At 68.4% G+C, this 14224-nt stretch carries 14 protein-coding genes; 13 read left to right on the top strand and 1 reads right to left on the bottom strand.

All coding sequences use genetic code 11. The annotated features are described in order from the left end of the window. The first annotated feature begins 29 nt into the window (after nt 1–29). From AC1VNX_RS33095 to AC1VNX_RS33035, 13 genes are all read left to right on the top strand, one after another. Nucleotides 30–893 (top strand): M48 family metallopeptidase, encoded by an 864-nt coding sequence (locus AC1VNX_RS33095; protein ID WP_483161727.1) that lies wholly within the window; start codon nt 30–32, stop codon nt 891–893. A 254-nt stretch (nt 894–1147) separates the two neighbouring features. After that, nucleotides 1148–2878, top strand: coding sequence for an allophanate hydrolase (gene atzF / locus AC1VNX_RS33090; protein WP_483161726.1), 1731 nt, complete (start codon nt 1148–1150; stop codon nt 2876–2878). 21 nt (nt 2879–2899) lie between these two features. Continuing rightward, nucleotides 2900–3904 (top strand): ABC transporter substrate-binding protein, encoded by a 1005-nt coding sequence (locus AC1VNX_RS33085; protein ID WP_483161725.1) that lies wholly within the window; start codon nt 2900–2902, stop codon nt 3902–3904. 5 nt (nt 3905–3909) lie between these two features. After that, a complete protein-coding gene (locus tag AC1VNX_RS33080; protein WP_483161724.1) occupies nt 3910–4737 on the top strand; it encodes an ABC transporter permease in 828 nt (275 codons plus the stop codon). Between the two features lie 123 nt (nt 4738–4860). Then, on the top strand, nt 4861–5694 hold the full coding sequence (locus AC1VNX_RS33075; protein WP_483161723.1) for an ABC transporter ATP-binding protein: 834 nt from the start codon (nt 4861–4863) through the stop codon (nt 5692–5694). Then, the gene (hpxZ, locus tag AC1VNX_RS33070) at nt 5691–6071 is read left to right on the top strand and encodes an oxalurate catabolism protein HpxZ (RefSeq protein ID WP_413312249.1); all 381 of its coding nucleotides are present in this window, start codon (nt 5691–5693) and stop codon (nt 6069–6071) included. Before AC1VNX_RS33075 ends, hpxZ begins: the two co-directional genes overlap by 4 nt. A gap of 48 nt (nt 6072–6119) precedes the next feature. Further along, entirely contained in the window at nt 6120–7244 is a 1125-nt protein-coding gene (locus AC1VNX_RS33065) for a BMP family ABC transporter substrate-binding protein (protein WP_483161722.1), read from the top strand. 19 nt (nt 7245–7263) lie between these two features. After that, nucleotides 7264–8331 carry an ABC transporter permease gene (locus AC1VNX_RS33060; protein ID WP_483161721.1) on the top strand — a complete coding sequence of 356 codons (1068 nt, stop codon included), beginning with the start codon at nt 7264–7266 and terminating at the stop codon, nt 8329–8331. Beyond that, a complete protein-coding gene (locus AC1VNX_RS33055; protein ID WP_483161720.1) occupies nt 8328–9251 on the top strand; it encodes an ABC transporter permease in 924 nt (307 codons plus the stop codon). The genes AC1VNX_RS33060 and AC1VNX_RS33055 overlap by 4 nt, the downstream gene beginning before the upstream one ends. 5 nt (nt 9252–9256) lie before the next feature. Beyond that, nucleotides 9257–9964, top strand: coding sequence for a biuret amidohydrolase (gene biuH / locus AC1VNX_RS33050; RefSeq protein ID WP_483161719.1), 708 nt, complete (start codon nt 9257–9259; stop codon nt 9962–9964). 5 nt (nt 9965–9969) lie between these two features. Next, nucleotides 9970–11559 carry an ABC transporter ATP-binding protein gene (locus AC1VNX_RS33045; RefSeq protein ID WP_483161718.1) on the top strand — a complete coding sequence of 530 codons (1590 nt, stop codon included), beginning with the start codon at nt 9970–9972 and terminating at the stop codon, nt 11557–11559. A gap of 91 nt (nt 11560–11650) precedes the next feature. Beyond that, a complete protein-coding gene (locus AC1VNX_RS33040) occupies nt 11651–12328 on the top strand; it encodes a cysteine hydrolase family protein (RefSeq protein WP_483161717.1) in 678 nt (225 codons plus the stop codon). Further along, the gene (locus AC1VNX_RS33035) at nt 12312–13100 is read left to right on the top strand and encodes a GntR family transcriptional regulator (RefSeq protein WP_483161716.1); all 789 of its coding nucleotides are present in this window, start codon (nt 12312–12314) and stop codon (nt 13098–13100) included. The genes AC1VNX_RS33040 and AC1VNX_RS33035 overlap by 17 nt, the downstream gene beginning before the upstream one ends. Before the next feature lie 130 nt (nt 13101–13230). On the opposite strand, the gene AC1VNX_RS33030 is transcribed toward AC1VNX_RS33035, so the two are convergent. Continuing rightward, nucleotides 13231–14196, bottom strand: coding sequence for a tripartite tricarboxylate transporter substrate binding protein (locus AC1VNX_RS33030; protein ID WP_483161715.1), 966 nt, complete (start codon nt 14194–14196; stop codon nt 13231–13233). Nucleotides 14197–14224: the final 28 nt, after the last annotated feature.

Below are 14224 nucleotides of genomic sequence, written 5' to 3'. Positions count from 1 at the left end.
TCTTCATTTGTTCCTATCATCCGGCTCCTATGTGCACACGATGCGATCACCCCTTTTCCGGCGCTCCCGCTCCTTCCGTCGCTTCCGCGTGGAATCCGCGGCGCGCCTTCCTGCTGGCGGCGGCCGGCGCGGTGCTCGCGAAGCCGGCCCTGGCGCAGGTCGACGTGGGCAAGGCCTCGGTGGCCCGGAACATCGTGCCGGTCGAGCAGATCGAGTCGGCCGGCGTGCAGCAGTACGGCCAATTGCTCGAGCAGGCACGCGCCAAGGGCGCGCTCGCGGGCGAGAACAACCCGCAGCTGCAGCGGCTGCGGGCCATTGCCAAGCGGCTCATTCCGTTCGCCATGCCGTGGAACTCGCGCGCACGCGACTGGAAGTGGGAAGTCAACCTGATCGGCAGCAAGCAGATCAACGCCTTCTGCATGCCCGGCGGCAAGATCGCCTTCTTCACCGGCATCCTCGACCAGCTCAAGCTCACCGACGACGAGGTCGCGATGGTGATGGGCCACGAGATGGCCCATGCGCTGCGCGAGCACGCACGCGCCCGCCTGGCCAAGAGCGCGGGCACCGGTGCGGCGCTCTCCATCGGTGCGCAACTGCTCGGATGGGGGCAGGTGGGCGACCTGGCGGCGCGTGCCGGCACACAGCTCATCACGCTCAAGTTCAGCCGCAGCGACGAGACCGAGGCCGATCTCGTGGGGCTCGAACTCGCGGCGCGCGCGGGCTATGACCCGAAGGCGTCTGTGTCGCTGTGGCAGAAGATGGCGACGGCGTCGAAGAACCAGGGCGGCCTGAGCTTCCTTTCGACGCACCCGAGCGGGCCGGACCGCATCTCGAAGCTGGAAGCGAACCTGCCGAAGGTAGAGAAGCTCTACCGCGACGCAAAGAAGAGCTGACTTGCATGACTCCCTCTCCCCCTGGGGAGAGGGCGGGGGTGAGGGTGACGGCCTCTAGATAGAAGCCGCGCTTCATCTTCCGCACCTGCCCTCACCCCAACCCTCTCCCCGAGGGGAGAGGGAGCCAAGCCCGGGAGGGATCCAAAGCCCGAGGGAGAGGGCCAATCCCCGCACGATTCCGATCTGCGCCACGGTGCGCTTGCGCTGGCATGCCGCTTGCATCTCAACTTGTACACATGTTTGGATGCCTGAAGATGGTGCATGAAGAAAACCCGAAAAGCGGAACGCCCGAAGCTGCCTGGATTGCCAGGTTCGCATCTCCGCTGGCGCATGCGCAGGCCGGCGAAGCGCTGGGTTTCGCCCTGCCGATCGCGGGGCTGCGCTTCGCGGTCAAGGACAACATCGACATTGCCGGCGTGCCCACCACCGCCGCCTGCCCGGCCTTCGAGCGCCTGCCCGATGTGCATGCGACCGTGGTGCAGCGCCTGCTCGAAGCCGGTGCATTGCTGGCCGGCAAGACCAATCTCGACCAGTTCGCCTGCGGCCTGAACGGCACCCGCTCTCCTTATGGCGAGGTGCCCAACGCTTTCGACGCACGCTATGTATCTGGCGGCTCCAGCTCGGGCTCGGCCTACGTGGTGGCAACGGGCGAGGCCGACTTCGCCTTGGGCACCGACACCGCCGGCTCCGGCCGCGTGCCGGCCGGACTCAACAACATCGTCGGTCTGAAGCCCTCGCGCGGCCTGCTGAGCGCCTTCGGCGTGGTGCCCGCCGCGCAGAGCGCCGACTGCGTCTCCATCTTCGCGCGCACTGTCGCCACCGCGGTCGACGTGCTGCTCGCCGCCGCCGGCCGCGACGCGCGCGACCCGTACTCCCGCGACATCGAACTGCGCCGCGAGCCGCTGCCAGCGCGCTTCCGCTTCGGCGTGCCCGACAGGCTGAGCTTCTTCGGCGACGCCGCCGCCGAGCAGGCATTCGGCGACGCGGTCGCCCGGCTACTCGCCATGGGCGGCACGCCCGTCACCATCGCTTACGCGCCGCTGGCCGAAGCGGCCGCCATGCTCTACGAAAGCGCACTCGTCGCCGAGCGCTACGCCGCCGTGCGCGAGTTCTTCGATGCGCACGCCGACGAAGTGATCGAGCCCGTGCGCGGCATCCTCGCGAGCGGCCAGGGCTACAGCGCCGCCGACCTGTTCGACGCACAGACGAAGCTGCGCGCCATCGCCCGGCAGGTCGAGCCGATGTGGCGCGACATCGACCTGCTGCTCGTGCCCACCGCGCCCACGCACTACACGCGTGAGCAAATGCGCGCCGACCCGGTGGTGCTCAACCGCAACCTCGGCGCCTACACCAACTTCGTCAACCTGCTCGACTACGCCGCGCTCTCGGTGCCCAGCAGCCTGCGCGCGGACGGGCTGCCCTTCGGCATCACGTTGATCGGCCCCTGCGGCAGCGACCTCGCGCTGGCGGAACTGGGCCAGCGCTTTCACCACGCCACCGGGCTCGCGCAAGGCGCGACCGGCCAGCCGCTGCCGCCGCCGCGCGCCATCCCGGGACTCGCGGCGCCGGGCGCCGGCACGCTGCCCATCGCCGTCGTCGGCGCGCACCTCTCGGGCATGCCGCTCAACAGCCAGCTGACCGAGCGCGGCGCCACGTTGATGCACGCCACCACCACGTCGCCGGCCTACAGGCTGCACGCATTGCCCGGCACCGTGCCGCCCAAGCCCGGCCTGCGGCGCGTGGCCGAAAGCGAGGAGGGCGCCGCCATCGCGCTCGAAGTGTGGGCCGTGCCGCTGGCGCAGGTCGGCAGCTTTCTCGCACTCATTCCGCCACCCCTCGGCCTGGGCAGCGTCGAGCTGGCCGACGGCAGCTGGGTGAAAGGCTTCATCTGCGAGGGCCACGCGCTGGCCGGCGCGCAGGACGTGAGCCATCACGGCGGCTGGCGCGCCTACGTCGCGAGCCGCGCCACCCCGAGTTCCAACTGAACTGATCAGGAGTTCCGATCGATGAGCAATCCAGAGAAGAAATCTTCCGCGTCGCGCCGGCAGCTGCTGCAGACCGCCGCCGCCGGCATGGCCGTGCTGGCCGCGCCCGCCATCGTGCGTGCGCAGGGCGCGGCTGCCAAGCTGCGCATCGGCTTCTGGCCGGTGGCCGCCGGCCTGCCGTTCTTTGCGGCGGTCGACAAGGGCTACTTCAAGGAGGCCGGCCTCGACGTCGAGCCGCTCAAGTTCGCCGGCGCGCAGCAGGTGATGGAGGGCATGCTCGCGGGCCGCTGCGACGGCAGCGCCAACGGCACGGGCTCCGCCAACCTCGCCATCGGCGAGATCGCGCAGCCCGGGCTGTTCAAGATCTTCTGCACCAACCCGAGCAACGCGAAGTTCGTGCTCGACGAGTTCATCGTCGCCAAGGACAGCCCCGTCAAGTCGGTGGCCGAGCTCGCCGGCAAGAAGGTCGCCTCGGGCCCCGGCATCCAGAACGTCACGTTGTGCAAGACCATGCTGGAGCGCGCCGGCGCCAAGGGCGCGACCGTGAGCGAACTGCCCATCGGCCAGCACGTGGCCGCGCTGGTCGCGGGCCAGGTCGACGCCTGCTACACGCTGGAGCCCACCGGCACCGTGGGCCGCATGAACGGCACCACGCGCGTCGTCGAAGCCGGCGTGGTGGCCAGGTACATCCTCGGCGACCCGATGGCGCCGTGGCATGGCGGCGCGGCCAGCCTCACCAGCGAGTTCATCAGGAAGAACCCCGAGATCGCGAAGAAGTACATCGCCGCCTACGCGCGCGGCGTGGAGCTGGTGCGCACCAAGCCCGACGAGGCACGCCAGTTCATGAAGGGCTACACCGCCATCGAAGGCAAGCTCACGGCCGAAGTGCCGCTCGCGTCGTACATGCTCTACAACGAGTTCAAGCCCAGCGACGTCGCGTACTTCCAGAAGTTCTACGACCTGTTCACCGAGAAAGGCATCTTCGAGAAGAAGGTCGCGGTGGACGGCCTGCTCTACAAGGCTTGACGACCATGGCCGACGCAAGCCCGACCACGGCCGCGCCGTGGACCCCGCCGGCCGGCACGGCCACCGCTGCGCCGAAGCCGCCGCTGCGCGACCGCCTGCTGCCTTTCATCGGCCCGGTGGTACTGTTCATCGTGTGGGACCTGGTGGTGCGGCTCGGCTTCATCAAGCCGATATTGCTGCCCACGCCGGCCGACACCATCGCGGCGCTCATCACCGGCCTGGCCGGCGGCCCGCTGCTCACCGACTTCGCCATGACCGTGTGGCGCACCGTGCAGGCCTTCGTCATCGCGGCGGCCATCGGCGTGCCGCTGGGCGTGCTGCTCGGCAGCAACGAGAAGGCCTACCGCAGCGTGGAGTTCCTGATCGACTTCTTCCGCTCCACGCCGTCGTCCGCGCTCATCCCGCTGTTCCTGCTGATCTTCGGCGTGAGCGACGTCAACAAGGTGGCCATCGCGGCCTTCGGCGCGCTGCTCATCGTGGTGTTCAACAGCGCCTACGGCGTGATGAACGCACGCAAGCAGCGCGTGATGGCGGCGCGCGTCATGGGCGCCTCGCGTTGGCAGATCTTCAAGGACGTGCTGGTGTGGGAAAGCCTGCAGCCCAGCTTCGTCGGCCTGCGTTCGGCGGTGTCGATGGCGCTGGTGATCGTCATCGTGGCCGAGATGTTCATCGGCTCCGACACGGGGCTCGGCCACCGCATCATCGACGCGCAGCAGGTGCTCAACGTGAAGAGCATGTACGCGGCGATTCTTGCGGCGGGTGCGCTGGGCTATGCCCTGAACATCCTTTTTCTGATCGCCGAACGCCGCATCGTGCACTGGAGCGGAAGGTGATGGACCACCCCCAGGCTTGCTCGCTTCGCGTAGCCGCCAACCCCCTGCGAGGGGGCGCTGCCTGCGGCCCGGCAAAGCCGGTTCCGTGGCAGCTCACGCAAAGACCCCGACAGGAGCGCCTCCATGCGAGCTTCAACTGACATCGTCCTCAACGGCCCGGTGTACGCCGACGTGCCCAAGCCCGTGTTCAGGCCTGGCCCGGCCGGCACGCACATCACCATCCGCGGTCTCACCAAGTATTTCGCGGGCTGGCCGCTGTACGAGAACTTCGATCTCGACATTCCCAAGCACGCGATCGTCTCGGTGTTCGGGCCGAACGGCTGCGGCAAGTCCACGCTCATCAACATGATCGCGGGGCTCATTCCCATCGACTCGGGCGAGATCCTGTTCGACGGCAAGCGGCGCTTGGACACCAAGATCGGCTACGTGTTCCAGAACTACCGCGAGGCGATGTTCCCGTGGATGCGCACCATCGACAACATCGCCTATCCGCTGAAGCTCGAAGGCCGCAGCAAGGCCGAGGTCGACCGGCGCATGGAAGAACTGGTGGCGTCCTTCGACGTGAAGTTCGACCTGAAGCGCTTTCCGTACGAGCTCTCGGGCGGCCAGCAGCAGACGGCGTCGATCATGCGCGCGCTCGCGCCGGAACCCGAGGTGCTGTTCCTCGACGAGCCCTTCTCGGCGCTCGACTTCGAGATGACGCTCTTCATCCGCGAGAAGCTGCAGGAAGTGTTCATGCAGACCGGCACCACCATGCTGCTGGTGTCGCACGACCTCGAGGAGGCTGTGTACCTCGCCGACGAGGTGCTGCTGCTGACCAAGCGGCCCACGAAAGTGGCCGAGATCCTGCGCTATGGCGATGCGCGCCCGCGCACCGTCGAGACGCTGAGCACCGAGAGCTTCGTGGCCATGAAGAAGCTCAGCCTCGACATCTTCCAGCGCGAGGTTCGCCGATGACGCCGGAAATCAACATCCCCGAGGTACTGGCCGAAGTGCAGGCCGTGTTCGCCCGCTACGAGGCCGCGCTGGTCGGCAACGACCGCGCCACGCTCGACGAGCTCTTCTGGAACAGCCCCCACACGCTGCGCTACGGCTTTTCCGAGAACCACTACGGCCACGCCGACATCGCCGCCTTCCGCGCCTCGCTGCCCGTGCAGAGCCCGCCGCGCGAACTGCTGCGCACCGTCATCACCACCTACGGTCGCGACTTCGCGACCGCGAACGTCGAGTTCCGCCGCGAAGGCAGTCGCCAGACCGGCCGCCAGAGCCAGACCTGGATGCGCACGGCCGAGGGCTGGCGCGTGGTCGCCGCCCACGTGAGCCTGCTCGGCTGAGTCCGGGGCACATTTTTTGCACCTCAACCTGTAACGGAGAAGAACGCCATGACCCGCCACCTCAATCGCCGCGATTCGCTCAAGACACTGGCCGCGCTGGGCACCGCCGGCAGCCTCGGAAGCTGGAGCGCGCTCGCCGCCGCCCAGGCCAAGCCCAAGCCGCTCACCGTCGGCGTGATCTACGTCGGCGCGCGCGACGACTACGGCTACAACCAGGCGCACGCGATGGCCGCCGCCGAGATCAAGAAGCTGCCCGGCGTGAAGGTGGTGGAGGAAGAGAACGTGCCCGAGACGGCGGCCGTGCAGAAGACCATGACCGGCATGATCTCGCAGGACGGCGCGGGCCTGCTCTTTCCCACCTCGTTCGGCTACTTCGATCCGCACATCCTCGCGGTGGCGCCCAAGAACCCCGACGTGCGCTTCTCGCACTGCGGCGGCCTCTGGACCGAGGGCAAGCACCCCAAGAACGTCGGCAGCTTCTTCGGCTACATCGACGAGTGCCAGTACCTCAACGGTGTGATCGCCGCGCACATGACGAAGAGCAACAAGATCGCCTTCGTCGCCGCCAAGCCCATTCCGCAGGTGCTGCGCAACATCAACGCCTTCACGCTCGGCGCGCGCTCGGTCAAACCGAACATCACCTGCAGCGTGATCTTCACGGGCGACTGGTCGATGGCGGTGAAGGAGGCCGAAGCAACCAACAGCCTGGCCGACCAGGGCTGCGACGTGTTCACCATGCACGTGGACGGCCCCAAGGTGGTGGTCGAGACGGCGGCCAAGCGCGGCAAGATGGTTTGCGGCTATCACGCGAGCCAGGCCAAGCTCGCGCCCAATGCGTACCTCACCGGCGCCGAGTGGAACTGGCTCACCGCCTACAAGACCGCCATCGAGGCCGCGCAGACCGGCAAGCCGCATCCCAACTTCCTGCGCGGAGGCCTGAAGGAGGGCTACGTGAAGATGTCGGCCTACGGCCCCATGGTGCCGGACGCCGCGAAGAAGCAGGCCGACGAGATCAAGGCCAAGATGATCGCGGGCAGCTTCGACATCTTCAAGGACGGCATCAAGGACAACAAGGGTGCGGTCGTGGTGCCGGCGGGCAAGGTCCTGAAGCAGACCGACCTGGAGCTCGAGAAGATGAACTACCTCGTCGAAGGCGTCGTCGGCAGCGTCTGACCGTCACACCGTCAACGCCATGCTGCGCCCCGCGCTCTTCAAGGAACTGGCCCTGCCGGTGTTCGCCATCGCGGCGGCGCTGCTGCTTTTCGGGCTGGTGGTGGCCTTTGCCGGCATCGACCCGGTGGAGGTGTGGACCACGCTGTTCAAGGGCGCGTTCGGCGACTGGTTCTCGTGGCAGAACACGCTGCAGCGCGCCGCGCCGCTGATGCTCACCGCGCTGTGCGTGGCGCTGCCCGCGCGCGCGGGGCTGATCGTCATAGGCGGAGAGGGGGCGCTGGTGCTGGGCGGGCTGGCCTGCGCGGCGCTGGCGCATGCGGTGCCGCTGCCGGGCAACGTTGTCGGCACCGTGGCTGTCTGCATCGCCGGTGCGCTTGCCGGCGCGTTGTGGATCGTGCTGGCTGGCTGGCTGCGCCAGTACCGTGGCATCAACGAGACCATCAGCAGCCTGCTGCTGGCCTACATCGCCATCGGCATCTTCAAGCACCTGGTCGAGGGGCCGCTGCGCGATCCGGCCAGCCTCAACAAGCCATCGACCTACGCGCTGGGCGACGGACTGCTGATCGGCGGCATCGGCGGTTCCGACGTGCACTGGGGGCTGGTGATCGGCATCGTGGCTTGCCTGGGGCTCGGCTGGTGGCTGCGCGCCACGGCCTCGGGGTTTTCGGTGCGGGTGGTGGGCGGCAATCCGCGCACCGCGCAGCTCGTGGGCCTGCCGGCCACGCGGCTCATTCTTTCGGCCTGCGGGCTCGGCGGCGCATGCGCGGGGCTCGCGGGCGCCATCGAGGTGGCGGCGGTGCACACGAATGCGAACGCATCGCTGATCGCGGGCTATGGCTACGCGGGCATCCTGGTGTCTTTCATCGCGCGGCACAACCCGGTGGCCATCGTGCCGGTGGCCATCCTGTTCGGCGGCTTCGGCGCGGCGGGCAGCCTGCTGCAGCGCCGGCTGGGCCTGCCCGATGCATCGGTGCTGGTGCTGCAGGGCATCGCCTTCGTGCTGATCCTCGCGAGCGAAGGCCTGCGCACGGTCGACTGGAAGAAGTTCGGCGACCGTATGCTTCCGGAGGCAAGGAGCTACACATGACGGCCGACCAGTGGATCGCGCTGGTCGCCGGCATCGTCGGCGGCGCATTGCGCGTGGGCGCCCCGTTCCTCTTCGTGAGCCTGGGCGAGTGCCTTACCGAGAAATCGGGCCGCATCAACCTCGGCCTCGAAGGCGTGCTGGTGCTGTCGGCCATGGCTGCCTTCGGCGGCGCCTACCTCACCGACTCCGCATGGCTCGGCGTGCTGGTCGGCGCGCTGGCCGGTGCGGCGCTCGCGCTGCTGCACGGGCTGCTGTGCTCGCTCGATCGCGTGAACGACGTGGCGACCGGCATCGCGCTGATGCTGCTCGGCACGGGGCTCGCGTTCTACCTGGGCAAGCCGCTGATCCAGCCGCAGGCGCCGCAGATCCCGGCTATTCCGCTGGGCTTCTGGAGCGACAACACCGTGGTGCGCTCGGCCCTGCAGCTCAATGCGCTGGTGCCCATCGGCGTGGCGCTCGCGGTGCTGCTGTGGTGGGGCTTCGCGCGCATGCGCGCCGGGTTGCTGGTGCGCATGGCGGGCGACTCGGCGCAGGCGACGCGCGCGCTCGGCTATTCGGTCTCGGGGCTGCGCATCGCGGCCACCACGGCGGGCGGCTTCATCGCGGGGCTGGGTGGCGCGTCGCTCACGCTCTTCTATCCGGGCAGCTGGAACGAAGGCATCTCCAGCGGACAAGGCCTGATCGCGGTCGCGCTGGTGATCTTCGCGCGCTGGAGTCCGCTGCGCTGCGTGGGCGCGGCGCTGCTCTTCGGCGGCGCGGGTGCCATCGGGCCGGCGCTGCAGTCCATCGGCATCGGCTGGGGCTACCACCTCTTCAACACGGTGCCTTATGTGCTCACGCTGGTGATCCTGGTGTTCACCTGCAGGCCGGGCAGCGCCGCCGCCGGCAGCCCCGGCGAACTCTCATCGACAAGGAACTGAACGTCATGACCGAAACGACGACATCGACGAAAACCGTCGCCGCCGAGCCCTACGCCTGGCCCTACAACGCGAACATGCGCCCCCACAACACCGCGCTGATCGTCATCGACATGCAGACCGACTTCTGCGGCAAGGGCGGGTATGTCGACGTGATGGGCTACGACCTGTCGCTGGTGCAGGCGCCGATCCAGCCGATCGCGCGAACGCTGGCGGCGCTGCGTCCGCTGGGCTATCACATCATCCACACGCGCGAGGGCCACCGGCCCGACCTCGGCGACCTGCCGGCCAACAAGCGCTGGCGCTCGCGGCAGATCGGCGCGAACGGCGTGGGCATTGGCGACGACGGGCCTTGCGGGCGCATCCTGGTGCGCGGCGAGCCGGGCTGGGAGATCATTCCCGAGCTGGCGCCGCTGCCGGGCGAGGTGATCATCGACAAGCCCGGCAAGGGCTCGTTCTATGCGACCGACCTCGAACTGATTTTGCGCACGCGCGGCATCGAGAACATCATCCTTGCTGGCATCACCACCGACGTGTGCGTGCACACGACGATGCGCGATGCCAACGACCGTGGCTTCGAATGCCTGCTGCTGTCGGATTGCACCGCGGCCACGGACTACGGCAACCACCTTGCAGCGCTGAAGATGATCACGATGCAGGGTGGCGTCTTCGGCGCGCACGCCACCTCGCAGGCGCTGCTGGCCGCGCTGGACTGACCGCGATGGGCGCCGCGTCTTCTTCCTCCCGTGCCATCGGAGGCCTGCCGGCGGGCAGCGGCGCGCTCGCGCTGGACACGTATCAACTCACCAAGCGCTTCGGCGACTTCACCGCGATGGACTGCGTGACGATGCGCGTCGAGCCCGGCACGGTGCATGCGCTGCTGGGCGAGAACGGCGCGGGCAAGAGCACGCTGGTGAAGTGCGTGGCGGGCTTCCAGCGCGCGGAGGAGGGCAGCATCCTGATCGACGGGCGCGAGCAGGACATTGCCAACCCGATCGTGGCGCGCGCGCTGGGCATCGGCATGGTCTACCAGCATTTCACGCTGGCGCCGGGCATGACGGTGGCCGAGAACCTGCTGCTGGCGGGCGGAAAGACGCCGGCGTTGATCGACTGGAAGAGCAAGCGCGCGGAGCTGCAGGGCTTCCTGGCGACCACGCCGTTCAGCCTCGACCTCGACGCGCGGCCTGCCGAACTCGCGGCGGGCGAGAAGCAGAAGCTCGAACTGCTCAAGCAGCTCTACCTGAAGCCGCGCCTGCTGATACTCGACGAGCCGACCTCGGTGCTCACGCCGCAGGAGGCCGACGAGGTGCTGGGCCATGTGCGCGAGTTCGCGCGCAGCGGGCTGTGCACGGTGCTCATCATCACGCACAAGTTCCGCGAGGTGATGGCGTATGCGGACAGCGTGACGGTGCTCAGGCGCGGCAAGGCGGTGCACCATTGCCGCGTGGCCGATACCACTCCGGCGCAACTGGCGCAGGCCATGATGGGTGGTGAGCAGGCTGTTTCGCCGCAGCAGTCCGCCGTGACCAGGAAGCTCGTACCGGCTGGTGCACCTGTTGCTTTGAAGGTCGAAGGGCTGAAGGCGCAGGGCGATCGCGGAACGCTGGCGCTGCACGAGCTGAGCCTGTCGGTGCGCGCCGGGGAGATCCTCGGCGTGGCCGGTGTCTCGGGCAACGGGCAGCGCGAGTTGGTCGAGGCGCTGGTGGGGCAACGGCCGCGACTTGCAGGCAAGGTCGCGGTGATGGGGCAGCCCTACGCCGCGCGCCGCGCCGAGAACCGCGAGCTCAAGGTGCGCAGCCTGCCGGAGGAGCCGCTGCGCAACGCATGCGTCGGCGATCTCAGCGTCGCGGAGAACATGGCGCTGCGCGACTTCGACCGGCCGCCGCTGTCGCGCGGCGGCGTGCTGAACTTTCCGCGCTGGCGCAGCCGGGCGCGCGAGTGGATCGGCGAATACGGCGTGAAGACGCGGGGCGAGGGTGCGCCGATCCGCAGTCTCTCGGGCGGCAATGTGCAGCGCGCGGTGCTGGCGCGTGAGCTGGCGGGCGACATCAATGTGCTGATCGCGGCGAACCCGGTGTTCGGGCTGGACTTCGCGGCCGTCGCTGAAATTCATTCGCGCATCTTGCAGGTGCGCGAGAAGGGCGGGGCAGTGCTGCTCATCAGCGAGGACCTCGACGAGCTGCTGGAGCTGGCGGACCGCATCGTGGTGATGAGCGAAGGGCGGATCGTGTTCGAGACTTCGGCCGCCGGGGCCGAGCGGCATGTGATCGGGGCGCACATGGGGGGTGGGCATCATGAGGTTGTGGCATGAGTGCTCCTTGTGTTGTCTGGGCTCCGGCCGCCCGCCGGGCTCGGTGGCGGGGTGACTGCCGTCTTGGTCGGGGACATTCTTGAGAATCAGCATGCGCATAGAAGAAGCGAATCCCTTTCCGTACGAATTCGACGTGGTGAAGACCGCGTTGGTCCTCATCGACATGCAGCGCGACTTCATCGAGCCTGGTGGCTTCGGTGAGACGCTCGGCAACGATGTGTCCCTGCTCGAAGCCATCGTGCCCGCGACGAAGGCGGTGCTGCAGGCATGGCGGCAGGCGGGCGGGCTTGTCGTGCACACACGCGAGGCGCACAAGGCCGATCTTTCAGATTGCCCACCGGCCAAGCGCAATCGCGGCAACCCCACGCTGCGCATCGGCGACGAAGGGCCGATGGGGCGCATCCTCGTGGCCGGCGAGCCGGGCAACCAGATCATCGATGCGCTCGCGCCCGTCGACGGCGAGATCGTGATCGACAAGCCGGGCAAGGGCGCCTTCTACGCCACCGGCCTGCACGAACTACTGCAGGCGCGCGGCATCACCCACCTGCTGTTCGGCGGCGTCACCACCGAGGTCTGCGTGCAGACCAGCATGCGCGAAGCCAACGACCGGGGCTACGACTGCCTGCTGCTGGAGGACTGCACAGAAAGCTACTTTCCCGCGTTCAAGGCGGCCACGCTCGACATGGTGCGCGCGCAGGGCGGCATCGTCGGCTGGACGGCGCCGGGCGCGGCGCTGCTGGCGGCGCTGATGAATGGCCGCCCTTCTTGACGCATCGGCCTGCGACTACCATTCCAACGTGTCTACTGCCCGCACCCACTCTGAAACTTCTGTTGCCGCTCCCGATGCGGCGGTCTTCCGCACGCGGGCCGACGAGGTCTACGCGCAGCTCAAGCGCGACGTGGCCGATTTCATCCTCGTGCCGGGCGACCGCTTCACCGAGAGCGAGATCAGCGACCGGCTCGGCGTGTCGCGCACGCCGGTGCGGCAGGCGCTGTTCAGGCTGCAGCAGGAGGGTTTCGTCGAGGTGCTGTTCCGCAGCGGCTGGCGCGTGCTGCCCTTCGACTTCGACCAGTTCGAGCAGCTCTACGACCTGCGCATGGTGCTCGAGACCACCGCCGTGCACCGCCTGTGCGAGACCGACCGCCACATCGACCGCCGCCTGCTGGAGACGCTGGCCGACATCTGGCTCGTGCCCGCGGCACAGCGCAGCACCGACATGGCGCAGGTCGCACAGTGGGACGAGGCATTCCACTGCTCGCTGGTGGCTGCCGCCGGCAACGCCGAGATGGCCCGCGTGCACGGCGACGTGACCGACCGCATCCGCATCATCCGCCGCCTCGACTTCACCAAGCAGCCGCGCATCGACGCCACCTACGACGAGCACGCCAAGATATTGAAAGCCGTGCGCGCGAACCGCGGCGACCAGGCCGCGATGCTGCTGCGGGCGCATATCGAGACCAGCCAGGCGGAGGTGCGCAAGATCACGCTGCACCAGGTGCATCTGGCGCGGCACGCGGGGAAGGTCGGGGCAACGCGCTGACTGACTGACGGTCGTGCGCCCCGAAATCAGATTCCAGGAACACCGAGGAACCGGCCTTGCCGGGCCTCAGGTGTTGCCCCCGGAAGGGGGCGTAGCGACACGAAGTGCGCGCAGCCTGGGGGAGAGCCGATCAATCCGCGGTGATATTGCCGCGCTTCACCACCGTGGCCCAGCGATCCGCATCCTTCTTCAGCAGCGCGCCGAACTCCGCTGGCGTCGAGCTCGCCGGCACCATGCCTTGCGACTCGAAGGACTTCGCCACCTCGGGCTGCTTCAGCACCGCCGCGATCTCCTTGTTGAGCCGCGCCACCACGTCCGCGGGCGTGCCCTTGGGCGCGAGCACGCCGTACCACATGTCGACGTTGTCGGCAGTCACGCCGGCCTCTGCAAGCGTCGGTACGTCGGGCAGTTGCGGCAGGCGCTTGCCGCTGCCGGTGGCGATGGCCTTGAGCTTGCCGGCCTGGATGTGCTGCAGCGCCACGTGCACCGGCAGGAACATGTAGTCGATGCGCCCGCCGAGCAGGTCGGTCACCGCGCCGGCCGTGCCCTTGTAGGGCACGTGCAGCAGATCGGTGCCGGTGCCCTGCATGAGCAGCGCCATCGACAGGTGGTGCGGCGTGCCCACGCCCGGCGTGGCGTAGGTCAGCTTGCCGGGGGCCGCCTTGGCCGCGCTCACCATCTGCTGCACCGACGACACCTTCTGTACGTTCGGGTTGGTCACCAGCAGCAGCGTGCCCCACGAGGTGAGGGACACCGGCGCGAAGTCGGCCACCGGGTCGTAGCTCAACGAGCGGTAGAGGCTGCGGTTCATCACCAGCGTGTTGACCTGCACCAGCAGCGTATAGCCGTCGGGCTTGGCGCGCGCCACGCGCTCGCTGCCGATGTTGCCGCTGGCGCCGGCCACGTTCTCCACGATCACTGGCTGGCCCAGCTTCGCGGGCAGGCGTGCCGAGAGCTGGCGGGCGATCAGGTCGATGCCGGTGCCGGGGGTGTAGGGCACCACCAGCGTGATGGGTTGGTCGGGCCAGGCGAAGGCGGTGGTGGCACTGGCCGCGACGAGCAGGGCGGCGAGGGATTTCTTGATCAGCGAGCGCATGGTCTGTCTGTCTCCGTGTTCTTCTGTG

Source organism: Variovorax sp. TLI9-5A, assembly GCF_056867935.1.
This window is presented reverse-complemented; position numbering and strand designations above follow the sequence as displayed.

Excerpts from the sequence above, each read along its gene's own strand:
- biuH (WP_483161719.1), top strand. The coding sequence starts at position 9,257 with ATGACCGAAACGACGACATCGACGAAAACCGTCGCCGCCGAGCCCTAC.
- AC1VNX_RS33035 (WP_483161716.1), top strand. The coding sequence starts at position 12,312 with ATGGCCGCCCTTCTTGACGCATCGGCCTGCGACTACCATTCCAACGTG.
- AC1VNX_RS33065 (WP_483161722.1), top strand. The coding sequence starts at position 6,120 with ATGACCCGCCACCTCAATCGCCGCGATTCGCTCAAGACACTGGCCGCG.
- AC1VNX_RS33080 (WP_483161724.1), top strand. The coding sequence starts at position 3,910 with ATGGCCGACGCAAGCCCGACCACGGCCGCGCCGTGGACCCCGCCGGCC.
- AC1VNX_RS33040 (WP_483161717.1), top strand. The coding sequence starts at position 11,651 with ATGCGCATAGAAGAAGCGAATCCCTTTCCGTACGAATTCGACGTGGTG.
- hpxZ (WP_413312249.1), top strand. The coding sequence starts at position 5,691 with ATGACGCCGGAAATCAACATCCCCGAGGTACTGGCCGAAGTGCAGGCC.
- atzF (WP_483161726.1), top strand. The coding sequence starts at position 1,148 with ATGGTGCATGAAGAAAACCCGAAAAGCGGAACGCCCGAAGCTGCCTGG.
- AC1VNX_RS33075 (WP_483161723.1), top strand. The coding sequence starts at position 4,861 with ATGCGAGCTTCAACTGACATCGTCCTCAACGGCCCGGTGTACGCCGAC.
- AC1VNX_RS33045 (WP_483161718.1), top strand. The coding sequence starts at position 9,970 with ATGGGCGCCGCGTCTTCTTCCTCCCGTGCCATCGGAGGCCTGCCGGCG.
- AC1VNX_RS33060 (WP_483161721.1), top strand. The coding sequence starts at position 7,264 with ATGCTGCGCCCCGCGCTCTTCAAGGAACTGGCCCTGCCGGTGTTCGCC.
- AC1VNX_RS33095 (WP_483161727.1), top strand. The coding sequence starts at position 30 with ATGTGCACACGATGCGATCACCCCTTTTCCGGCGCTCCCGCTCCTTCC.
- AC1VNX_RS33030 (WP_483161715.1), bottom strand. The coding sequence starts at position 14,196 with ATGCGCTCGCTGATCAAGAAATCCCTCGCCGCCCTGCTCGTCGCGGCC.
- AC1VNX_RS33055 (WP_483161720.1), top strand. The coding sequence starts at position 8,328 with ATGACGGCCGACCAGTGGATCGCGCTGGTCGCCGGCATCGTCGGCGGC.
- AC1VNX_RS33085 (WP_483161725.1), top strand. The coding sequence starts at position 2,900 with ATGAGCAATCCAGAGAAGAAATCTTCCGCGTCGCGCCGGCAGCTGCTG.